This is a genomic window from Streptomyces sp. NPDC089424 (genome assembly GCF_044749345.1).
Taxonomy (GTDB): Bacteria; Actinomycetota; Actinomycetes; order Streptomycetales; family Streptomycetaceae; genus Streptomyces.
Genome location: NZ_JBIVHU010000006.1, coordinates 111,878 through 132,681, shown reverse-complemented (window position 1 = coordinate 132,681; position 20,804 = coordinate 111,878). Strand labels below are relative to the sequence as shown.

The window sequence follows — 20,804 nt, the reverse complement described above, 5'->3', positions numbered from 1 at the left end:
TCACAACCCGTGCTCAACTCTGCACGATCTGCGGCACACTTGGACCATGACCGCGTCTTCCGGACCCTCCCAGACCGACCTTCGGGCCGTGGCGGCCTTGTGCGCCCTGCTCGGCGCGCCGGACGAGCTGCGGTCGCCCGGGATCCGTCAGGCGGCCGAGCGGGCGCGGGACCTGCTGTGCGCGGGCGCCGACGCCGACGAACTCGACGCCGCCTACCGGGAGGTGGACACGGCGCTGCGCCGGGCCGGGTACGCCGAGGGTCTTGCCAACAGGTCGCGGGGTTGGGTGGCCCCCGGTGTCGCGCCGCACACCAAGGTCGCCGTGTGCCCCGGGCCCGTCCGGTGCGACCGTCTGGAGCGGGCCCGCGACCTGCTCCCCGCACCGCAGTGCGCCGTCAACGACACCTGCATGTCCAAGGGCCGGCTGGGCCCCGCGCGGTGACCCCGCCCCGATGAACCCGCTCCTCGCGACCCTGGGCGGCAAACTCACCGAGCGCTGGCTGAACCTGCTGGTCCTCCCGGGCGCCCTCTTCCTCGCCGCCACGGCCGTCGGCACCACCCTGGGGCACCGCCACTGGCACGACGTCGAGCGGCTGCGCACCACGCTGGACGGGCTCGCCGCCCGCCCCGCGCTCGACCGCACCGGTACCGCCGCCCTCCTGGTGGCGCTCGTCCTGCTCGCCGCGACCGCGGCCTCGCTGGCGGCGCAGTTCCTCGGCGGCGCGATCGAGCAGTACTGGCTGCGTTTCGGCCGGGACCCGCTGTCGCGGGCCCGGACCGCACGGCGGGCCCGCAGGTGGCGGGAGACGGACGCCCGGCTCGACGAGGCCTTCCGCGACGCCGGTCCGGCGCACGCGGGCCCCGACGGGGTCGTGTCGGTCATGAGCGGCCCCCAGGCACGGATCCAGGCACTCACCGAGGCACGCGACCGCATCGCGCTGCGCCCGCCGACCCGCCCCACCTGGTACGGCGACCGCATGCAGGCGACGGCCGACCGCGTCGACGCCGCCTACGGCGTGGACCTCGCCGCCCTGTGGCCCCGGCTGTGGCTGATCCTCCCCGAGCCCGCCGTACGGCAGATCCAGTCCGCCCGCGACTCCTACGCCGCCGCCGCCCGGCTGGCCGCCTGGGCCGTCGGCTACGCGCTGCTGGCCTGCTGGTGGTGGCCGGCCGCGCTCGCCGCCCTCGGCTGCGCGGCCGTCGCCCGCTCCCGCGCCCGCACCGCGCTGGACGCCCTCGCGAGCCTCATCGAGGCCGCCGTCGACGTGCACGGCCGTGAACTGGCCACGAGGGTCGGCCTGATCGCGCCGGAGGCGCCGGGGCTGCTGGACCCCGGCACGGGGGACGGGATGTCGGAGGTGTTCAGGAAGGCCGAGTGAGGGCCAGGTGGCTATGGCTGCGGCCCGCTCCCCGGCGGACCGCACTCGAACCACACGGTCTTGCCCTCCAGGGGCCCCCGGTCGACGCCCCACTTGTCGACCAGGGCGTCCAGCAGCACAAGACCGCGCCCGCCCTCCGCGTCGAGGGACGATCCGGCCCGCATCCGCGGCACTTGGGGCGAGGTGTCGGTGACCTCCACCCGCACCCCCGTCCTCAGCCGCAGCACCAGCAGCACGCAGCGCCGGTCCCGGACATGGCGTACGACGTTGGCGACCAGTTCCGTCACACCCAGTTCCACCACGTCGGACAGCTCCGTCAGCCCCCACTCCGTCAGGAGCGAGCGGACGATGCGGCGCATGTGCCGTGCCGAGTGCTCGCCCACGGTGAGGCTCATGCGGTACTGGACGGGGCGAGGGGCCGAGTAGGCCGGTGGAATGTATTCGTTCACGCCACGAGGCTGGCCAGCCGTCACTACCGTGGGCAACGGAACGGATACAACCCGTCCCGTTGTGGGCGGAGTCGCGTGAGAGGGGATCGTGCGTGACCCACATCAACGCCCTCGACCCGGGTGCCTCGCCGCTGGACTACTACGGCTACGAGCTGCGGCGGGCGCGGGAGGCGGCGGAACTGACCCAGCGGCAGCTCGGGGACGTCATCAACTACACGGGCTCCCTGGTCGGCCAGATCGAGACGGCGCGCAAGCTGCCGACCCCCGCGTTCAGCGAGCGGGTGGACGCGGCCCTGGGAACGGGCGGCCTGCTGTCCCGCCTGACCGAACTGGTGCTGCGCAGCCAGCTTCCGGCGTGGTTCCAGCAGACGGCGGAGCTTGAGGCTCGGGCCGTGGAGATCTGCGCCTTCCAGACGCACATGGTGCACGGCCTGCTCCAGGCGTCGGCCTATGCGCGGGCGGTGCTCGGCGCGCTGGACCGGAGCAACCTCGACGACCGCACGGCCGTACGTCTCGCCCGTCAGCGCATCTTCGAGAAGGAGAAGTCCCCGGTCTTCTGGGCCATCCTCAGCGAGGCCGCTCTCCACCAGCAGATCGGCAGCCCGGCGACCATGCGGGATCAACTCGCCCATCTGTTGGCCTTCGAGCACGACCCCAGGATCAACGTTCAGGTGCTGCCGTTCTCGGCGGGGGCGCACGCGGGCCTGCAAGGCTCGTTCAACCTCTACCGCTTCCCGGGCGATCCCACCATCGTCTACACCGAGGGGTACGGCAGCGGGCACCCGACCGCCAATCCGGACACCGTCGTCGACTGTTCGCTCCGTTACGATCACCTTCAGGCCGCCGCTCTCTCCCTCAGGGACTCGGCGGAGTTGATCCGGCGCGTGATGGAGGAACGCTATGGCGAGCAACGCGATGTTGACGGTGGCCCAGTGGCGTAAGTCCAGCTACAGCGGCGACCAGGGTGGCGATTGCGTCGAATGCGCACGGCTCGGCGAAGCCGCCGCCGTGCGCGATTCCAAGGTCCCCGCCGGTCCCGTACTGGCCTTCCGCCCCGCGGCGTTCACTGCGTTCCTCAACTGGGCGGCTACAGCCGCTGAATGATCGTGCCGGTGGCCAGTGCGCCGCCCGCGCACATCGTCACCAGTGCGAACTCCTTGTCCGTACGCTCCAGTTCGTGCAGTGCCGTCGCGATGAGCCGGGCACCCGTCGCCCCGACCGGGTGCCCGAGCGCGATCGCACCGCCGTTGACGTTCACCTTCTCCAGGTCCTGCTCGAAGACCTGCGCCCAGCTCAGCACCACCGACGCGAACGCCTCGTTGATCTCGACCACGTCGATGTCCTTCAGCGACATCCCCGCCTTGCCGAGCACCGCGCGGGTGGCGTCGATCGGGCCGTCCAGATGGAAGTGCGGGTCGGCGCCGACGAGTGCCTGGGCCAGGATCCGCGCCCTCGGCTTCAGCTTCAGCGCGCGAGCCATGCGCTTGGAGGCCCACAGGAGGGCCGCCGCGCCGTCCGAGATCTGTGAGGAGTTGCCGGCCGTGTGCACGGCCGTCGGCATGATCGGCTTCAGCTTCGCCAGCGCCTCCGCCGACGTGTCGCGCAGTCCTTCGTCGCGGTCGACGAGCCGCCACATGCCCTGCCCGGCGTGCTGCTCGTCCTCCGTGGTGGGGACCTGCACGGCGAAGGTCTCGCGCTTGAAGCGCTCCTCCGCCCAGGCCGTCGCGGCGCGTTCCTGGGAGAGCAGGCCGAGGGCGTCGACGTCCGCCCGGGTCAGTCCGCGGTGGTGCGCGATGCGCTCGGCGGCCACGAACTGGTTGGGGAGGTCGACGTTCCACTCGTCGGGGAACGGTTTTCCGGGACCGTGCTTGGAGCCCGACCCGAGCGGGACGCGGGACATCGACTCGACGCCGCAGGAGATGCCGACGTCGATCACGCCGGCCGCGATGAGGTTGGCGGTCATGTGGGACGCCTGCTGCGAGGACCCGCACTGGCAGTCGACCGTCGTCGCCGCCGTCTCGTAGGGCAGGCCCATGGTCAGCCAGGCGGTCCGCGCGGGATTCATGGACTGCTCACCGGCGTGGGTGACCGTGCCGCCGACGATCTGCTCGACGCAGTCGGCGGGGATGCCGGTGCGGCCGAGGAGTTCGCGGTACGTCTCGCCCAGCAGATAGGCGGGGTGGAGATTGGCGAGCGCGCCGCCGCGCTTGCCGATGGGGGTGCGGACGGCTTCGACGATGACGGGTTCGGCGGCCATGAAGGCGGTCCTCTCGTCCAGAACCAGCAACTGATACGTGTTCTAGTTCTGTGTGCAGTCTGCTGACGTGACGTCCGTCACCGCAAGGGTCTTGCAGTCTTCGGAGTCCGCCGTTACGTTCACGGCACTTCCTGACTGGTCGTCAGATGGCTGGAGCCGCCATGCCCTGTCCAGCGCTTCCCGACGGGTTCGACTTCACCGACCCGGATCTGCTGCACCACCGCGTGCCCCTGCCGGAGTTCGCCGAACTGCGCCGTGCCGAGCCGGTCACCTGGATCGCCCAGACGGCGAACCTGGCCGGGTTCCAGGACGAGGGCTACTGGGCCGTGACGCGGCACGCCGACGTCAAGTACGTCTCCACGCACCCCGAGTTGTTCTCCTCCACCCTCAACACCGCGATCATCCGCTTCAACGAGCACATCGAACGCGACGCGATCGACGTCCAGCGGCTGATCCTGCTGAACATGGACCCGCCGGAGCACACCCGGGTGCGGCAGATCGTGCAACGGGGGTTCACGCCCCGGGCCATCCGGGCGCTGGAGGAGCGGCTGCGGGCCCGGGCGCACGCCATAGTCGAGGGCGCCCGCGCGCACTCCGGGCCGTTCGACTTCGTCACGGAGGTCGCGTGCGAGCTGCCCCTCCAGGCGATCGCCGAGCTGATCGGCGTCCCGCAGGACGACCGGGCCAAGCTCTTCGACTGGTCCAACAAGATGATCGCGTACGACGACCCCGAGTACGCGATCACGGAGGAGGTCGGCAAGGAGTCGGCCACCGAGCTGATCGCCTACGCCATGAACATGGCCGCCGACCGCAAGCAGTGCCCCGCACGGGACATCGTCAGCACGCTGGTGGCCGCGGAGGACGAGGGCAACCTCGGTTCGGACGAGTTCGGGTTCTTCGTGCTGATGCTGGCGGTGGCGGGCAACGAGACGACCCGCAACGCCATCACGCACGGCATGCACGCCTTCCTCACCCATCCCGGGCAGTGGGACCTCTACAAGCGGGAGCGTCCCTCGACGGCCGCCGAGGAGATCGTGCGCTGGGCGACGCCCGTGGTGTCCTTCCAGCGGACGGCGACGCAGGACACCGAGCTGGGCGGCAAGCGGATCAGCAAGGGGGACCGGGTCGGCATCTTCTACTCCTCGGCCAACCACGACCCCGAGGTGTTCGAGTCTCCGGACGTCTTCGACATCACCCGCGACCCCAACCCCCACCTGGGCTTCGGTGGCGGCGGCCCCCACTACTGCCTCGGCAAGTCACTCGCGGTGCTGGAGATCGACCTCATCTTCCACGCCCTCGCCGACGCCATGCCTGACCTGCGACTGGTGGGGGAGCCGCGGCGGCTGCGGTCGGCGTGGATCAACGGCGTGAAGGAACTGCGGGTCACGGCAGGTTAGGGCGCGGCGGTGCCGTCAGGGGCGCAGCAGGGCCTGGCGCGCGGCGTCCAGGAGCCACTTCTCGGCGCGCGCGTGGGACCAGCCGTTGTCGTCGACGAGGGTGAAGAAGCCTTGGTAGCCGAAGTAGAACCACAGGACGTCCACGGCCGTGCCGGCGTCGAGGCCGTCCTGGAGCGCGCCGAGCTCCGCGAGGCGCCGGGCGGCCACCGCGATGCCGTCGCGGTAGCGGTGGGTGGCCAGCGCGAGGCCCTCGGCCGCCTCCGCGTCGTGCGGTGCCGTGGCCAGCACCACGCGCATGATGTCGCCGTAGTCCTCCCGCATGCGCCGGGTCAGGCTCGCCACGACGCGCAGGATCTCCGCCGGGTCACCGGCTTCCGCCAGCTCCTGCCGTGTCGTCTCCACCTCCGGGGCGGCGGACCAGCGGTCGACCAGCATCCGCAACAGGCCCTGCTTGCCGCCGATCACGTACACCGTGGCCGGTGAGACGCGCGCGGCCGTCGCGATGTCGTCGACCTTCGTGGCGAAGTAGCCGCGTTCGCTGAACAGGCGGCGGGCCTCGTCGATGACGGCACGCCGGGTCGCCTCCGCGTACTCCGCCCGGCGACTGGGCCGCTCGCTCCGTGCGCTGCGTGGACTCATGAGGCCGAGTGTACAGCCGGTGTCTACTGAACGTAGTTTGCCTCCGTAAAGCGGAGGAGTACTCTTCTAGTCAGAGTCACACTCTGGTGACGAGAGAACTCCCCCAAGGGGGCGCATCATGAGCGCACCATCACAGGCCGGCGCCGCCGCGCAAGAACTGGCCGCCCGCCTCGGACCGGACTGGATCGCCACGTCCGGCCCGGCCTACGAGGCCGCACGGCGCATCTGGAACGGCGCCGTGCACACCAGGCCCGCCCTCGTCGTCCGGGCCCGCACCCAGGAGGACGTACAGGCCGCGGTGCTCGCGGCGCGGCGCCACGAACTGCCGCTCTCGGTGCGTGGGGGCGGCCACGACATATCCGGCCGCGGCCTGCGACAGGACGGCCTGGTGATCGACCTGACCGGGATGCGGCGGGTCGTCGTGGACCCGGCCGGGCGGGTGGCCACCGCGGGCGGCGGGACCACGGCGGCCGGCCTCCTCGCCGCGCTCGCGCCGCACGGCCTGGCCGCCGTCACCGGCACGGTCGGCTCCGTGGGCGTCACGGGCCTGACCCTCGTGGGCGGATACGGCCCGCTCACCGGGCGGCACGGCCTGGCGCTGGACAATGTGCTCGGCGCCGAGGTCGTCCTCGCCGACGGCCGGGTCGTCACGGCCGACGCGGAGCACGAGCCCGAACTGTTCTGGGCCCTGCGCGGCGGAGGCGGCAACTTCGGGGTCGTCACGTCCGTGCGCCTGCGGGCGCACCCGCTCGCCCGGCTGCTCGCCGGAGTCGTCGCCTACCCCGGCGCGCAGGCCGCCACCGTGCTCGACCTGCTGGGCGGGGTCCTGGCCGCCGCACCCGACAGCCTCACGGTGCCGTCCGCCTTCCTCGCCGGCCCCGACGGGTCGCCCGCACTGTTCCTTATGCCTGTCTGGAGCGGCGATCCGGCCGCCGGTGAGCGGCACTTCGACGCCCTGCGGCGGCTCGGGACCCCGGTCCTGACGGAGGTGCTCGCCCTGTCCCCCGAGGAACTGCTGCACCGCAACGACGCGTGGGGCGCGGTCACCGGACTGCACTTCACGGCCCGCTCCCGGTCGGTCGCCGCGCTCACGCCGCACGTCGTCGAGGCGCTGACCGGGGCGGCGCGCGGCATCACCGGCCCCATGTCCGGCGTACTGCTGCACCACTTCCACGGGGCCGCGACCCGGGTACCGGTCGAGAGCACGGCCTTCGGCCTGCGGCAGCGTCACCTGATGGTCGAGATCGTCGCCGGGTGGGAGGCGGGAGACGCCGCCCCGCACCGGGCCTGGGCCGAGTCGGTCGCCGATTCCCTGGCGCCCGACGCGCTGCCGGGCGGCTACCCCGGCATGCTGGATCCCGCGCAGCGGGCCGAGGTGGCCCACTCCTACGGCCCGAACACCGCGCGGCTCCTGGCCGCCAAGGCGCGCTTCGACCCCGACGGCGTCTTCACGGCGACCGCGCTGCCCCCGGTACCGGGGCGGGAACCATGGACGCGCTGACGGTCTCCTGCGTGCGCCGCCGGGGCTGGACGGTGGTCCAGGTCGCGGGCGAGCTGGACATCGCGACCGCGGGCGCGCTGCGCGCATGCCTGGACGGCCTCGTCGCGGACCATGCTCCGGCCAGGATCGTGCTGGACCTGTCGCGACTGGAGTTCTGCGACGCTAGCGGTCTGCGGGTGTTCGTCGGCGCGTACCGGGCCGCGCTCGGCGGCGGTGGCGCACTGCGCCTGGTGTGTCCGGACGGGATGACCAGGTCCGTGCTGCGGATCACGGCCCTGACCACGCTGATCCCGGTCCACGCGACACTGGCGCGGGCGCTGGACCCGGACGGCACTGAGGACCCCACGACATGGCCGGCCCCCCGCAATCCGACACCCGCCACCGAGCCCCGCTGACCACCCGGCGCCCCCCACACCGACGCCGACCGAGCCGAGGGGCGCCGGGGGCGCAGCGGCCTAGGGGTGCCGGGGGGCGCCGCGAGTTGCGGGGATGCGAGAGACGCTGCGACGCCGAGGGGCCGGGGGGCGCCGCCAGGTCGCGAGGCGCGGGGACGTCGTCGCGGGGCGCGGGGAGGTCGGGAGGCGTTGCGAGTTGCGGGGGCGTCGGGAGATGCCGGGGGATGCGGAAGGCGGCGGCCCCGGGGATCGGGGGCCGCCGCCGTTCGAGGGGCTGGGTTCTCAGCACCAGCCGATGCCGTGGGTGCCAGGGAGCCGGCTGCGCGCGCCGGTAGCCGGCTGTGGCGGCTTCCGCTTCGGCTCAGTACCAGCCGTTGGACTGCCAGAAGTTCCAGGCGCCGACCGGGCTGCCGTAGCGGGACTTCATGTAGTCCAGGCCCCACTCGATCTGGGTCTGGGCGTTGGTCTTCCAGTCGGCGCCGGCGGTGGCCATCTTGTTGCCGGGCAGGGCCTGGACCAGACCGTAGGCGCCGGAGGAGGCGTTGGTGGCGTCGACGTCCCAGCCGCTCTCGTGCTCGACGATCTTGCTGAAGGCGTTGTACTGGGCGGCGTCCGGGATCATCTTCTTCGCGATCGCCTGGGCCTGGTTGGGGGTGGCGGCGGCCGGGGCGGCGTGGGCCGGGGCGGCGGAGAACGCCATGCCCGCGGCGGCAGCGGCGACGAGGGCGCCGGTGAGGGCCTTCTTGGGGGCGGCGATGCGGCGGAGGACGGAGACGGACACGGGCGAACCTTTTCCTCGGGGACTGGGGTGCCGCGGCACACCGTGACCACGCGATGCGCGGTGGAGATGTGCGTCGGCGCCGAGGCCCGGGGGGCTTGTCGGCGCCTTGCGACGTGAACCAGAGAAACAGCCGAGCGAAGTGTCCGCAATGACCGCTTTTACTAGTTGCGGCCGCATCGGGGGGAATGGTCCCGCATGTGACGGGGGTCTCAATCCCCAGGTCAGACGGCCTGATGCCGCGTGCATGACAGGCTCTTCGATCTACTACCGCGGGTCGTGGGTGATGTGCGTCATGTGGGCTGCTTCACCGCCCGGGTGACCCTCCGCGTGCGAGGCCTCACCCACCGGTGACGAGGAGGGCGGGTCGAATGTGACCGGCGTCTCGAATGCGGCGCGGCGGGTGGCCCGGCGCAGCGCCCTGAGGACCGCCGGGCCGAGGGTCACGGTCAGCACGACCGTGACGACCGCCCGCCCGAGGTCCCAGCCGAGGGAGGTCGCCAGGCAGTACGCCACGAACCGGGCCAGGTTGGCGGGGACCGCCGCGTCCGCGTCGAAGGCGATGTTCGAGGCCAGCGCGCCCATGAACGGCCAGCCCGCGAGATTCATGATCGTGCCGTAGGCGAAGGCGGCCAGGAAGCCGTAGCAGGCCAGCATCAGAAGTTCGGCGCGGCCCCGCAGCCGGTCGGGCGCCGGGAGCAGGCCCGCCGCCGCCGTGAACCAGCCCATCGCGAGCATCTGGAACGGCATCCACGGCCCCACCCCTCCCGTGAGCAGCGCCGACGCGAACATCGTGATCGCACCGAGCACGAACCCGAAGCCCGGCCCGAGCACCCTTCCGCTCAGCACCATCAGGAAGAACATCGGCTCGATGCCCGCCGTACCGGCGCCGATGGGCCGCAGTGCCGCCCCCGTCGCCGCCAGCACCCCGAGCATGGCCACGGCCTTCGGGCCGAGCCCCGACTCCGAGATCGTCGCCGCCACCACCGCGATGAGCAGGACCAGCAGCCCCGCGAACAGCCACGGCGCGTCCTGGGCGTGCGCGGCCACCTGCGAGGTGGGCGGCGCGAGGAACGGCCAGAAGAAGGCGGCCCCGCCGACCGCGCTGGTCAGGGCGAGGGCGACGAGGGAACGGGGGCCGAGGCGGACGGGACGGCTCACGACAGCGCCTCCCTGACCTGGGGCACCGTCAGCCACCGCTGCGGGGCGAGGATCTTGGTGACCTGCGGAGCGAAGGAAGGGGACGAGACGACCACGTCCGCCGTCGGGCCGTCCGCGATCACCTCGCCCTCGGCCAGCAGCACCACCCGGTGGGCCAGCTCCGCGGCCAGCTCCACGTCGTGCGTGGCGAGGACCACCGCGTGCCCCTCCGCGGCCAGCTCCCGCACCAGCGTGACCAGGCGCGACTTCGCCGCGTAGTCCAGGCCGCGGGTGGGTTCGTCGAGGAGCAGCAGCGGCGGTCGGGCGGTGAGCACGACCGCCAGCGCGAGGGTGAGGCGCTGGCCCTCCGAGAGGTCACGGGGGTGCGTGCCGTCGGCGATGCCGGGCAGCAGCTCCGAGACCAGCGCCCGGCAGGTGCCGGGCTCGGCGCCCGCGTCCGCGTCGGCGGCCGCGCACTCGGCGGCGACCGTCTCGGCGTAGAGCAGGTCGCGCGGCTCCTGCGGCACGAGTCCGACCCGGCGTACGAGTTCGGGGGGCGCCGTACGGTGCGGGGTCACGTCGCCGACGCGGACGCTCCCGGAGGACGGCCGGACCAGGCCGACCAGCGCGGACAGCAGCGTGGACTTCCCGGCGCCGTTACGGCCCATGAGGGCGACGGTCTCGCCGGGGGAGACGGTGAGGTCGACGTCGCGCAGGGCGGGGACGTGGCCGCGGGTGACGGCGAGGGCGCGCACGTCGGCGGCGTGGGGGGAGGGCGCGGGGGTGGGTTCGCGTCTGCCCCGGAGCCTGCGGAAGGGGGTGGCGCCCCGTGTCCCGGGGGGTGCGGACCGCTCGCGGGTGCGGGGTCGCCGGGGCTGGTCGCTCGGTTCCCCGCGCCCCTCCAGGGCGGCACCGTCCCGTCCGTCGAGCTGCCGTCGCAGGTCCGCGGCCCGTCTGCGGGCGTCCCGGACCGTGAGCGGGAGGGGGGACCAGCCGGCCAGGCGGCCCAGGTCCACCACCGGCGGGTACACCGGGGAGACGGCCATCATCTCGGCCGGGGTGCCGAGGCGCGGGGCCGCGCCGGGCGCCGGGAGGAGCGCGACCTGGTCGGCGTACTGGACGACCCGCTCCAGACGGTGCTCGGCCATCAGGACCGTCGTACCGAGGTCGTGCACGAGCCGCTGGAGGACCGCGAGGACCTCCTCCGCGGCCGCCGGGTCCAGCGCGGAGGTCGGCTCGTCCAGGACGAGCACGCTCGGGTGCGGGGTGAGGACCGAGCCGATCGCGACTCGCTGCCGCTGGCCGCCGGAGAGCGTGGCGATCGGGCGATGGCGCAGATCGGCGAGGCCGAGCAGGTCGAGGGTCTCCTCGACGCGCCGCCGCATCACGTCCGGGGCGAGCCCCAGCGACTCCATGCCGTAGGCGAGTTCGTCCTCGACCGTGTCCGTGACGAAGTGGGCGAGAGGGTCCTGGCCGACCGTGCCCACGATGTCGGCGAGTTCACGCGGCTTGTGGGTACGGGTGTCGCGGCCGGCGACCGTGACCCGGCCGCGCAGGGTGCCGCCGGTGAAGTGCGGGACCAGGCCGCTGACCGCGCCGAGCAGGGTGGACTTGCCGACCCCGGACGGGCCGACGAGCAGCACGAGTTCGCCTTCCGGGACCTCGAAGTCCACGCCCCTGACGGTGGGTCCGGCCGCTCCGTCGTAGGTCACGGAGACGTCCTCGAAGCGGATCATGAGGGCTTCTCCTCGGATCTCTGGGGAGCGGGCCGTCCCGCCGCGGGCGGCTCGGGAGCGGGGGTGACGAACGCCGGGAGCAGCCCGAGGAGCACGGCCGCGGCCGGCCACAGCGGCAGCGTCGGGGCGACCAGCGGGATCACACCCGGATGCAGGGCCGCGGGGTCGGCGGAGGCGGCCAGGGTCAGCAGGGCGGCGACCGCGACGCCGGAGGCGGCGACCAGGCAGGAACGGGCGTTCCAGGTGTCGGGGCGGTAGCGGGTGCGCGGGGTGCGACGGCCGCCCAGCCGCAGACCGGCGAGCGCCGCGGCGAGGCCGGCGAGCAGGACCGGCAGGCCGTAGGTGCCGCCGTCGGCGGTGAGCAGTCCGTACGTCCCGGCGCAGACGCCGAGCAGACCGGTGAGCGTGAGGACCGCGGTCGTACGGCGCACCGCCGGCGGGACCTGCGCGGTACGGCCGTAGCCGCGGGCGTCCATGGCGGCGGCGAGGGCCACGGAGCGTTCCAGGGCGCCTTCGAGGACGGGCAGGCCCACCTGGAGCAGGCCCCGCAGGCCCTTGTCCGGGCGGCCGCGCAGCCGGCGGGCGGTGCGCAGCCGCTGGGCGTCGGCGATGAGGTGCGGGGCGAAGGTGAGGGCCACGACCACGGCCACGCCCATCTCGTAGAGGGCGCCGGGCAGGGACTTGAGGAGGCGGGTGGGAGCGGCGAGGGCGTTGGCCGAGCCGACGCAGATCAGGAGCGTGGCCAGCTTCAGGCCGTCGTAGAGGGCGAAGACGAGGGTCTCGGCGGTGACCCGGCCGCCGAGGCGGATGCCCTGCGCCCAGTGGGGCAGCGGGACTTCGGGAAGGGTGAGCAGGGTGTGGGTGCCCGGCAGGGGCGAACCGAGGGCGACGGCGAACACCAGGCGGACCAGCAGCACGGCGAGGGCCAGCTTGACGAAGGCGCCGTAGGAGAGGGCCCAAGGGGTGTGGGGGCGGCGGGTGGCGACGACGTAGGCCGAGACCGTCACGAGGAGTGCGAGGAGCAGCGGGTTGGTGGTGCGGGTGGCCGCGGTGCCGAGGGCCAGGGACCACAGCCACCAGGCGCCGGGGTGGACCGGCGCGGGGGGCCGGCGCCGCAGGGCGGTGACGCCCGCCGACGCCGGCCGGGTGCCGTGCCGGTCCACGCCCGAGCCGTGGTCAGCCATGCCTGCGCCGGCGGGCCTGCCAGCCGGCCGCCGCGCCCAGCACCGCCACCGCCGCCACCCCGGCGACGACGCCCAGCGACGGGCCGCCGCCGCTCTCGTCCGCCGGCTCACCGGCCGGCTTGCCCGCCGACGCCACCTGCTCCCCGCAGCCCTTCGCCGGGTAGCCGCCGATCGCGCACAACAGGGCGTTGGCGTCGTACCGGAGCGGCTTGGCGACCGCCGCCAGGGCCTCCGCCGCCGTCGCGTCCGGGGCGAGCCGGGCGCAGGCCGTGCGGGGCGCGGGCGGCGTCTCGCCGGACGGGGCGTCCGACGCCGTGCCGAAGTCGATGACCAGGGCCACCCGCTTGTGGCCGTCCCGCGCCGGGGTGCCCGCGCAGATCGTGGTGAAGCCGGCCTCGCCGCGCGGCCGGGACGCGTCCGCGGAGTCCTCGCTGACCGCGAAACGGAAACCCTGCACGGAGCCGTCCGCGGGGCGGGCGAGGGAGGGACCCTGGGTGGCGTACGTCCACGCCTTGCCGTCGCGCTCCCAGAACGACCAGTAGCGGTAGCCGGTGGCCTGGGCCGGGCCCGTGCCGGCGGCCAGGGCGATCAGGAGCGCGGCGAGGAGGGCCGCCGCCCGGCGTATCACGGCTGCTGCTTCCGGTTCCGGCCGCTGAGCAGGAAGCCGATGCCGACACCGGCGACGAGGCAGACGCCGACGTACCACCAGACACCGAAGCCGTCGTCCGACTCGGACGTGGCCTCGCTGTCCGCGGTGGCGGGCCGCTGCGCGCTCTGCGGCGCGGGGCCCGACGCGTTCAGCAGCCGCACGAGGTCCGTGCCGCCGAAGTCGCGCGGGTCGCCACCGGCCGCGTGCGCGGCGAGGATCAGCTGGGCGTAGGCGGCCGGGCCGCTCTGCTTGGCCCAGGCGACGGCGTTCCGCTCCAGCCACTTGAGGGGCCCGGCCGCTCGGGCCGCGCCGCCCTGGGCGGCGAGGGCCACGACGGCGTCGGCCGTGTTGCCGTAGTCGGGCTGGTCCTCGGAACCGGGGAGGGCCGACATGAGGTGGCCGTCCGCGGCGAGCGCGTCGGCGAGGTAGGAGGCGCCGTTCGCGGCGGCCCGCTCGGGGGTGAGGTCGTCGCCGTCGGCGCAGGAGGGCGCGGCGGCGGTGCCGGCGGCCTCGGCGGCCAGGCCCTTGCCGAGCGAGCCCAGCACGCCGGCCGCGGTGGCGTCCGGATTGGCGGCGAGGGCGCCCTTCTTGTCGGGCTGGTAGGCGAACGCCCCGGCGCCCTTGGCGTCGTCGCACGGTATGGCGAACGCGAGCAGGGCGTCCTGGGCGGACCGGCCGCCCTTGACGACGTCCTGCGGCCGCTCGCCCGCGGCGGCGAGGGCTCCGATGACGAGGGAGGTCGAGTTGGCGTCGCTGGGGCCGCCGGCGGTGTAGCCCCAGCCGCCGTCCTTGCCCTGCGCGGACTTCAGCCAGGTGACGGCCTTGCCGGTGACGGCGTCGTGCCCGCCGAGCGCGGCGAGTGCCTGCACGGCGGCGGCCGTCATGTTGGTGTCGACCGGCGTCTTGGCGTCGCAGGGCTTGGCGGTGTCGGCGCGGTACGGCGCGAACGCGCCGTCGGCGCACTGCTGTCCGGCCAGCCACTCCACGCCCGCGGCGGCGGGCCGCACGCCGACGGCGTCGTGGGCGAGCAGGGCGAGGGACTGGCGCCACACGCCGTCGTAGGTGGGGTCACCCGTGCCGTACAGCCCCGAGGGCAGCGACGGGGAGGGGCTCGCGGCCTGGGCGGCCGGGACCCCGGCGGCGCCGATCACTGCGGTGACGGCCAGGGCCGCTGCGCTGCGGCGGACGACGTTCATGATCGGCGGGTGCCTCTCCCTGCGGGGAGCCGCGCAGCACGGGCAACCCCCGGGCGGCTCGGCTCCGTATACCTCGACGGTGCCGTACACCGGCCGGTTGCCGGTGCACTTGAGCCGGTCACGCTGCCGTGCGGGGCGGTCCGGCTCACAGCCTCGGCTGCTCACGGTTGCGGGTCAGCGCCGGATTTGCACCGGCTTTCCCCCGTACGGGTGTGATGACGACCGGGCCACTCTACCCGCCCGTAGCCCCAGCCCCATGGGGCGCCGGTCACACCCCGACCGGACCGGGCACAGACCCCCGCGGGGCACCTCGGGTGGGCTAGGTGCAAGTCCTGCGGGGGCGGCGGCCGCATCCTGGATGGGCTACGCGCAGGCCCTTGTGGGATTGCCGGTCACATCTCGGGTGGGCTACGAGGCTCCCGTGGGGCTGACGGTCGCGCCCCGGGCGGGCTACGCGCAGGCCCTTGTGGGGCTGACGGTCGCATCCTGGGGCGGCTGCGCGCAGGCTCCCGTGGGGCTGAGGGTCGCATTCTGGGCGGGCTACAGATAGGCCCTGTTGGGCGCCGCCACCCCGTGCGGGCCACGTGCAAGCCCCCGTGGGACCGTCGGTCACACCCCGGGCGCGCTATGCGCAGGCTCCCGGGGGCCGTTGGTCGCATCCTGGGCGGGCTGCGGCGTAAGCCGCCGTGAGGCATCCGGTCGCATCCTGGGTGGGCGCGCAGGCCTTGTGGGGTTGCTGGTCGCATCCTGGGCGGGCTACGGATAAGCCCCGTTGGGCCGCAAGCCACCCCGTGCGGGCCGCGTGCAAGCCCCCTTGGGGCCGCCAACCACACCCCGGGCGCGCTACGCGCAGGCTCCCGGGGGGCCGTTGGTCGCATCCTGGGCGGACATGCGCCCCGTTGGGCCGCCCGCTACCCCGTGCGGGCTTCGTGCAAGCCCCCGTCGGGCCGCCCGTCACCGGACGCGCAAGCGCCCGTGGGGTTGCCGGTCACATCCCGGGCGGGCTGCGGCGCAAGCGCCCGTGGGGTTGCGGTTCACATCCCGGGCGGGCTGCGGCGCAAGGGCCCGTGGGGTTGCCGGTCACACCCCGGGCGGGCTGCGGCGCAAGCCGCCGTGAGGCATCCGGTCGCATCCTGGGTGGGATGCGCAGGCCCTTGTGGGGGGCGGCGGTTGCATTGTGGGCAAGGTTCCGTGGGGTCGCTCGTCGCCCCGGAGGGCTACGCGCCGGTTCGGATCAGGTTTGCTGCGCGGCAGCGGGTGACGGGGGCGGACTCGTGGCGGAACCAGGTCGCGTCGATCTCGCGGCCGTCGCGCAGGGTGTGCCGGGGCGGCCCCTCTGCCGGCACGAAGCCCGCGCGCGTGAGGGCGCCCCGGCAGGCCGAGTTGGTGACCTCGGTCCCGGCGTGGACCGAGTCCAGGCCGAAGTGGGTGTGGCCGAGCTGGGCGCCCGCGGCGAACAGCTCCGCGCCGAGGCCCCGGCCGCGGGCGTGCGGTGCGAGCCAGCCGCCGATCTGCCCGGCGGTGCGGTCGAGTTGGAGGGCCCCGGCGTAGCGGCCGTCCTCCCGGCCCACGGCCACCAGGACCTCACCGCCCTCGGGGTCGAGTTCGAACGCCGAGAGCCACCGCGGGGGGATGCCACGGTGACTGTCGCCGGGGCGCATCCGCAGCAGGGACTCCCGGATGCGGGTGTCGGCGACGACCTCCTCGCCCCGCATCCCGAGCCACCGCTGCGCCGCGCCGTCCGATCCGGCGGCGACCGCCGCCAGCAGGTCCAGCTGGGTCTCCGGGGTGTACAGCAGCAGACCTCCGGTGTGCACCGTGTGCCGGCCGAGCGCGCACGGCCCCGGCACCGGGAGCGGCGGCAGTGACCTGCGACGCCTCAGTCGCGCCCACAGCATACGAACTCCCGTGGGGAGGAAGGGATGACAGACCCGTGACGGACAGGCCCTGAAAGCGCGGCGGTGGCCGCCGTCGTCCAGGGGACGGGGCCGAATCTACCGCCAGGCCCGACGCGGGCGTCGCGACCCGCTGCCGCGCGGACGCTCACACCGCCACGTACGTCACCGGATCGCTGCCCGCGACGGCCTCCGCCCGCCCCAGTTTCACCAGCCGGCGCAGATGGGCCTCCGCCTCGGAGACGGCGATGGTGCGGGAACCGTAGGGGATCTCGGCCCAGGGCCGGTTCCAGTCCATGCGCTCGGCGAGCCGCCAGGGGGTCAGGGGCTCGGCCAGGAGCACCAGCAGGCCGGTCAGCCGCGCCTCGTGGTGGGCGAGCAACTGGGCCACCCGGGCGGGGGCGTCGGTGAAGGCGTACTGGTGCGCCGGGAGGACCTCGGCGGGGTCGAGGCGCGCGACGCGCTCCAGGGAGGCCAGGTAGTCGCCGAGCGGGTCGGTCACGGTCGTGTCGTCCGGGTCCTCGTACAGGCCGATGTGCGGGGTGATCTCGGGCAGCACGTGGTCGCCGGAGAACAGGCGTCCGTGGCCCGGCAGTCGGGCGGGGTGCTCCTCCTCCAGGTGCAGGCAGACGTGGCCCGGCGTGTGGCCCGGTGTCCAGATCGCGCGCAGCCGGCGCCCGGGCAGGGCGAGCAGCTCACCGGGGACGATCTCGCGGTCGGGGAGGGCGGGGGAGAGGCCGGGCAGCCGACCGCGGGCGGTGCGCAGCGGGGCGATGTGGGCCTCGGGGGCGCCGGCCGCGGTGAGCTTGTCCGCCATGTACGCGAACCAGTGCTCGGGGCGGGCCTCGTGCGTGCGCCGGACCACGGCCGCGTCCGCCGCGTGCATCGCGATCCACGCCCCCGAGGCCTCCCGCACGCGGCCCGACAGGCCGTGGTGGTCGGGGTGGTGGTGGGTGACGACCACGCCGTGCACCTCGGCGGCCGAGGTGCCGCACGCCGCGAGCCCCGCGGCCAGGGTGTCCCAGGACGCCGGGTCGTCCCAGCCGGTGTCGATCAGCACCGGGCCGGCGTCGGTGTCGACGACGTGGACGAGGGTGTGGCCCAGGGGGTTGTCCGGAATGGGGACCTTCAGGGACCGTACGCCGCCGCCGTGGTCGTGCACCTGCGTCATGGGCTCCCCCGATCGCCGCCGTGCGGTCACTATAACTAGAACACGTTTCCATGGGAGCCCGAGTCACCGGTTCCGGGCCGTGGACTCCTCGGGGACGAGCTGGTATCAGTCTTCGTAGTCCGCGCATCTGATGGAGTGTCAGGGGAGCGGCGTCGGGGACCAGGGAGGGCAGTCGCCATGACCGAGCTCGTGGAACACGGACAGCTGTTCATCGGCGGGGAGTTGACCGAACCCCTCGGCAAGGACGTCATCGAGGTGATCTCCCCGCACACCGAGGAGGTCCTCGGGCGCGTGCCGCACGCCTCGGCGCAGGACGTGGACCGGGCGCTCGCGGCCGCCCGCCGGGCCTTCGACGAGGGCCCCTGGCCGCGGATGTCCCTCGACGAGCGGATCGAGGTCGTGGGGCGGATCAAGGACGGCATCGCCGCCCGGCACGAGGAGATCGCCCGCGTGATCTCGTCCGAGAACGGCTCGCCGTACTCCTGGAGCGTCCTCGCGCAGGCGCTCGGCGCGATGATGGTCTGGGACACGGCGATCCGGGTCGCCCGCGACTTCCGCCACGAGGAGAGCCGCGACGGCGTGCTCGGACGGCTGCTCGTCCGGCGCGAACCGGTCGGGGTCGTCGCGGCGGTGGTGCCGTGGAACGTCCCGCAGTTCGTGGCCGCCGCCAAGCTGGCCCCCGCGCTGCTGACGGGCTGCACGGTCGTCCTCAAGCCGTCGCCGGAGTCGCCCCTCGACGCGTATCTGCTCGGCGAGATCGCGCGGGACGCCGGGCTCCCCGAGGGCGTGCTGTCGATCCTGCCCGCCGACCGGGAGGTCAGCGAGTACCTCGTCGGGCACCCCGCCGTAGACAAGGTGTCGTTCACGGGATCGGTGGCGGCGGGGCGGCGCGTGATGGAGGTCGCCGCCCGCAACCTGACCCGCGTCACCCTGGAGCTGGGCGGCAAGTCGGCGGCGGTCGTGCTGCCGGACGCGGACCTGGAGAGCACCGTGGCCGGGATCGTCCCGGCGGCCTGGATGAACAACGGGCAGGCCTGTGTGGCGCAGACCCGGATCCTGCTGCCGCGCTCGCGCTACCCGGAGTTCGCGGAGGCCTTCGCGGCGGCGGCGGGCGCGCTCGTCGTCGGGGACCCGCTGGATCCGGCCACCCAGGTGGGGCCGCTGGTCGCCCACCGGCAGCAGCGGCGCAGCCTCGACTACATCCGCATCGGCCAGGAGGAGGGCGCCAAGATCCTCACGGGCGGCGGCCGCCCGGCCGGCCTGGAGCGCGGCTGGTACGTCGAGCCGACGCTCTTCGGCGACGTCGACAACTCCATGCGGATCGCCCGCGAGGAGATCTTCGGCCCGGTGATCTGCCTCCTGCCGTACGGCGACGAGGCCGAGGCCGTGCAGATCGCGAACGACTCGGACTACGGACTGAGCGGCAGCGTGTGGACCGCCGACGTCGGCCACGGCATCGAGATCGCCCGCCGGGTCCGTACCGGCACGTACTCGGTGAACACCTTCAGCCTCGACATGCTCGGCCCCTTCGGCGGCTACAAGAACTCCGGCCTGGGCCGGGAGTTCGGCCCGGAGGGCTACGGCGAGTACCTGGAACACAAGATGATCCATCTGCCGGCCGGATGGGAGGGCTGAGCACCATGGGGGACCGCTGGCAGCTCCAGGTCGACCGCTCGCTGTGCATCGGCTCCGCGCAGTGCGTCCACCACGCCCCGGACGCCTTCCGCCTCGACGCGGGCCGCCAGTCCCGCCCGGTGGACCCGGAGACGGACGCCGGCGAGGGCATCCTGGCGGCCGCCGAGGGCTGTCCCGTGGAGGCGATCACCCTGACGCTGCTGGGGAGCGGGGAGGCGGTGTTCCCGCCGGAGGAGTAGCGGAGCCCGGCCTCAGGGGATCCGGGGGATTCGCCAAAAAAATTCCCTTTCGGGGGTTCTATTCCGGGAAAGGCGTCTTACCCTGATATCAGGCCTACGAGGCGAGTGAGGGAGTTCGACCGGAGTAGCCGACTCGGGCGTGAGGCTCAGGTTTCCGCCGGTGCCGACGTCGACGGTCGGGCTGAGAGGCCGTAAGGTCGCGTGGCAGAAGGACGGCCATGTGAACCGGAAGGCGACCCCCAGCCACCTGATCCGGGCAATACCGGCGAAGGGAACCCGTCTCGTAGGTCCTTCGCGCGCCCTGGGGGCAGGGCGCTACGCGTCCTTGGGGGTCGTCAGGTCGATCAGACGGCACACCGTCTCGATGTCGATCTTGACCTGGGCGATGGAGGCGCGGCCCGAGAGCCAGGTGATCAGCGCCGAGTGCCACGTGTGCTCGATGACGCGGACGGCGGAGAGCTGGGCGGGGGTCGGATCGTCCAGACCCATGGCGTCCAGGATGATCGCCGTGGTCTGCCGGGAGACCTGGTCCACCTCGGGGCTCACGCTGCGGTCCGCGAAGGTGAGGGCGCGGACCATCGCGTCGGCCAGGTGCGGCTCGCGCTGGAGCGCCCGGAAGGCCCGCATCAGGGTCTCCGCCACCCGCTCCGCCGCCGTCTCCCCGGTCGGCGGCTTCTTGCGCAGCGTCCCGTGCATGTGCTCCAACTGGTCCTGCATGGTGGCGACCAGGAGATGGATCTTGGACGGGAAGTAGCGGTAGAGGGTGCCGAGGGCGACCTGCGAGGACTCCGCGACCTCACGCATCTGCACCGCGTCGAACCCGCCCCGGCTGGCCAGTTGGGCGCATGCCCGCAGGATGCGGCGCCGGCGCGCCTCCTGCCGCTCGGTGAGGGGCGGCGCGGCGGGGGCGGCGGGCCGCGCGCGACTGGCTTCCACCTTGGCTTGCGCTGGCATGAGGTTCCGTTCGTGACAGTGCGTGAGGGCGTGCGATCAGACAGCATGGCAGGCGCGGACCGCCGCCGCGTGCCCCGGCGAGCCGTGGCGTGAATCACCTGATCCAGTGCTCACAGCGGCGCTACCTGCCGGTAGATTCAGAGCCTCTTGAACGATCAAGTCTGTAACTTGTTCTAGATTAGCGTCCCGGCGTAATCTCGCGGGACCGTG

21 protein-coding genes and 1 riboswitch are annotated in these 20,804 nt (G+C 73.7%); of the genes, 9 read left to right on the top strand and 12 right to left on the bottom strand.

Translation table 11 applies throughout. From position 1 onward, the window contains the following. Positions 1 to 46: 46 nt before the first annotated feature. Entirely contained in the window at positions 47 to 442 is a 396-nt protein-coding gene (locus ACIP2X_RS25480; RefSeq protein ID WP_401676690.1) for a hypothetical protein, read from the top strand. 10 nt (positions 443 to 452) lie between these two features. After that, positions 453 to 1,379 (top strand): hypothetical protein, encoded by a 927-nt coding sequence (locus ACIP2X_RS25475; RefSeq protein WP_401676689.1) that lies wholly within the window; start codon positions 453 to 455, stop codon positions 1,377 to 1,379. A gap of 11 nt (positions 1,380 to 1,390) precedes the next feature. Here ACIP2X_RS25475 and ACIP2X_RS25470 read toward each other — a convergent pair whose 3' ends face one another. Beyond that, positions 1,391 to 1,828, bottom strand: coding sequence for an ATP-binding protein (locus ACIP2X_RS25470; protein ID WP_401676688.1), 438 nt, complete (start codon positions 1,826 to 1,828; stop codon positions 1,391 to 1,393). A 92-nt stretch (positions 1,829 to 1,920) separates the two neighbouring features. Between ACIP2X_RS25470 and ACIP2X_RS25465 the strand changes: the two genes are divergently transcribed. Then, complete coding sequence (locus ACIP2X_RS25465) at positions 1,921 to 2,769, top strand: Scr1 family TA system antitoxin-like transcriptional regulator (protein WP_401676687.1); 849 nt, start codon at positions 1,921 to 1,923, stop codon at positions 2,767 to 2,769. Next, positions 2,729 to 2,932 carry a DUF397 domain-containing protein gene (locus tag ACIP2X_RS25460; RefSeq protein WP_365445496.1) on the top strand — a complete coding sequence of 68 codons (204 nt, stop codon included), beginning with the start codon at positions 2,729 to 2,731 and terminating at the stop codon, positions 2,930 to 2,932. The genes ACIP2X_RS25465 and ACIP2X_RS25460 overlap by 41 nt, the downstream gene beginning before the upstream one ends. On the opposite strand, the gene ACIP2X_RS25455 is transcribed toward ACIP2X_RS25460, so the two are convergent. Next, on the bottom strand, positions 2,916 to 4,085 hold the full coding sequence (locus ACIP2X_RS25455) for a steroid 3-ketoacyl-CoA thiolase (RefSeq protein ID WP_401676686.1): 1,170 nt from the start codon (positions 4,083 to 4,085) through the stop codon (positions 2,916 to 2,918). The genes ACIP2X_RS25460 and ACIP2X_RS25455 overlap by 17 nt on opposite strands. A gap of 161 nt (positions 4,086 to 4,246) precedes the next feature. Here ACIP2X_RS25455 and ACIP2X_RS25450 point away from each other — a divergent pair, with 161 nt between their 5' ends. Next, complete coding sequence (locus ACIP2X_RS25450; protein ID WP_401676685.1) at positions 4,247 to 5,482, top strand: cytochrome P450; 1,236 nt, start codon at positions 4,247 to 4,249, stop codon at positions 5,480 to 5,482. A gap of 15 nt (positions 5,483 to 5,497) precedes the next feature. On the opposite strand, the gene ACIP2X_RS25445 is transcribed toward ACIP2X_RS25450, so the two are convergent. Next, positions 5,498 to 6,121: a TetR/AcrR family transcriptional regulator gene (locus ACIP2X_RS25445; RefSeq protein ID WP_401676684.1), complete on the bottom strand. Its 624-nt coding sequence runs from the start codon at positions 6,119 to 6,121 to the stop codon at positions 5,498 to 5,500. Between the two features lie 118 nt (positions 6,122 to 6,239). On the opposite strand from ACIP2X_RS25445, the gene ACIP2X_RS25440 reads away from it, so the two are divergent. Together ACIP2X_RS25440 and ACIP2X_RS25435 are read left to right on the top strand one after the other, a co-directional pair. Continuing rightward, entirely contained in the window at positions 6,240 to 7,622 is a 1,383-nt protein-coding gene (locus ACIP2X_RS25440; RefSeq protein WP_401676683.1) for an FAD-binding oxidoreductase, read from the top strand. Further along, a complete protein-coding gene (locus ACIP2X_RS25435) occupies positions 7,610 to 8,017 on the top strand; it encodes an STAS domain-containing protein (protein ID WP_401676682.1) in 408 nt (135 codons plus the stop codon). The genes ACIP2X_RS25440 and ACIP2X_RS25435 overlap by 13 nt, the downstream gene beginning before the upstream one ends. A gap of 361 nt (positions 8,018 to 8,378) precedes the next feature. On the opposite strand, the gene ACIP2X_RS25430 is transcribed toward ACIP2X_RS25435, so the two are convergent. The 8 genes from ACIP2X_RS25430 to ACIP2X_RS25395 form a co-directional block, all read right to left on the bottom strand. Next, entirely contained in the window at positions 8,379 to 8,798 is a 420-nt protein-coding gene (locus ACIP2X_RS25430) for a transglycosylase SLT domain-containing protein (RefSeq protein WP_401676681.1), read from the bottom strand. 264 nt (positions 8,799 to 9,062) lie between these two features. Continuing rightward, positions 9,063 to 9,956, bottom strand: a complete 894-nt coding sequence (locus tag ACIP2X_RS25425) for an ECF transporter S component (RefSeq protein ID WP_401676680.1) — start codon at positions 9,954 to 9,956, stop codon at positions 9,063 to 9,065. After that, positions 9,953 to 11,671: an ABC transporter ATP-binding protein gene (locus tag ACIP2X_RS25420; protein WP_401676679.1), complete on the bottom strand. Its 1,719-nt coding sequence runs from the start codon at positions 11,669 to 11,671 to the stop codon at positions 9,953 to 9,955. Before ACIP2X_RS25420 ends, ACIP2X_RS25425 begins: the two co-directional genes overlap by 4 nt. Next, on the bottom strand, positions 11,668 to 12,855 hold the full coding sequence (locus ACIP2X_RS25415; RefSeq protein ID WP_401676678.1) for an energy-coupling factor transporter transmembrane component T: 1,188 nt from the start codon (positions 12,853 to 12,855) through the stop codon (positions 11,668 to 11,670). The genes ACIP2X_RS25420 and ACIP2X_RS25415 overlap by 4 nt, the downstream gene beginning before the upstream one ends. Next, on the bottom strand, positions 12,848 to 13,483 hold the full coding sequence (locus ACIP2X_RS25410; protein WP_401676677.1) for an SCO2322 family protein: 636 nt from the start codon (positions 13,481 to 13,483) through the stop codon (positions 12,848 to 12,850). The genes ACIP2X_RS25415 and ACIP2X_RS25410 overlap by 8 nt, the downstream gene beginning before the upstream one ends. Further along, complete coding sequence (locus tag ACIP2X_RS25405; protein WP_401676676.1) at positions 13,480 to 14,700, bottom strand: prenyltransferase/squalene oxidase repeat-containing protein; 1,221 nt, start codon at positions 14,698 to 14,700, stop codon at positions 13,480 to 13,482. Before ACIP2X_RS25405 ends, ACIP2X_RS25410 begins: the two co-directional genes overlap by 4 nt. A gap of 116 nt (positions 14,701 to 14,816) precedes the next feature. Continuing rightward, a riboswitch (cobalamin riboswitch) is annotated at positions 14,817 to 14,942 on the bottom strand. A gap of 975 nt (positions 14,943 to 15,917) precedes the next feature. After that, positions 15,918 to 16,598: a GNAT family N-acetyltransferase gene (locus ACIP2X_RS25400; RefSeq protein ID WP_401676675.1), complete on the bottom strand. Its 681-nt coding sequence runs from the start codon at positions 16,596 to 16,598 to the stop codon at positions 15,918 to 15,920. Positions 16,599 to 16,743: 145 nt separating this feature from the next. Next, positions 16,744 to 17,766, bottom strand: coding sequence for an MBL fold metallo-hydrolase (locus ACIP2X_RS25395; RefSeq protein WP_401676674.1), 1,023 nt, complete (start codon positions 17,764 to 17,766; stop codon positions 16,744 to 16,746). Between the two features lie 177 nt (positions 17,767 to 17,943). Here ACIP2X_RS25395 and ACIP2X_RS25390 point away from each other — a divergent pair, with 177 nt between their 5' ends. After that, positions 17,944 to 19,401 (top strand): aldehyde dehydrogenase, encoded by a 1,458-nt coding sequence (locus ACIP2X_RS25390; protein ID WP_401676673.1) that lies wholly within the window; start codon positions 17,944 to 17,946, stop codon positions 19,399 to 19,401. Positions 19,402 to 19,406: 5 nt separating this feature from the next. Continuing rightward, a complete protein-coding gene (locus ACIP2X_RS25385) occupies positions 19,407 to 19,640 on the top strand; it encodes a ferredoxin (RefSeq protein ID WP_401676672.1) in 234 nt (77 codons plus the stop codon). Positions 19,641 to 19,955: 315 nt separating this feature from the next. Here the strand turns inward: ACIP2X_RS25385 and ACIP2X_RS25380 are convergent, their stop codons facing one another. Then, positions 19,956 to 20,594 carry a TetR family transcriptional regulator gene (locus ACIP2X_RS25380; RefSeq protein WP_401676671.1) on the bottom strand — a complete coding sequence of 213 codons (639 nt, stop codon included), beginning with the start codon at positions 20,592 to 20,594 and terminating at the stop codon, positions 19,956 to 19,958. Positions 20,595 to 20,804: the final 210 nt, after the last annotated feature.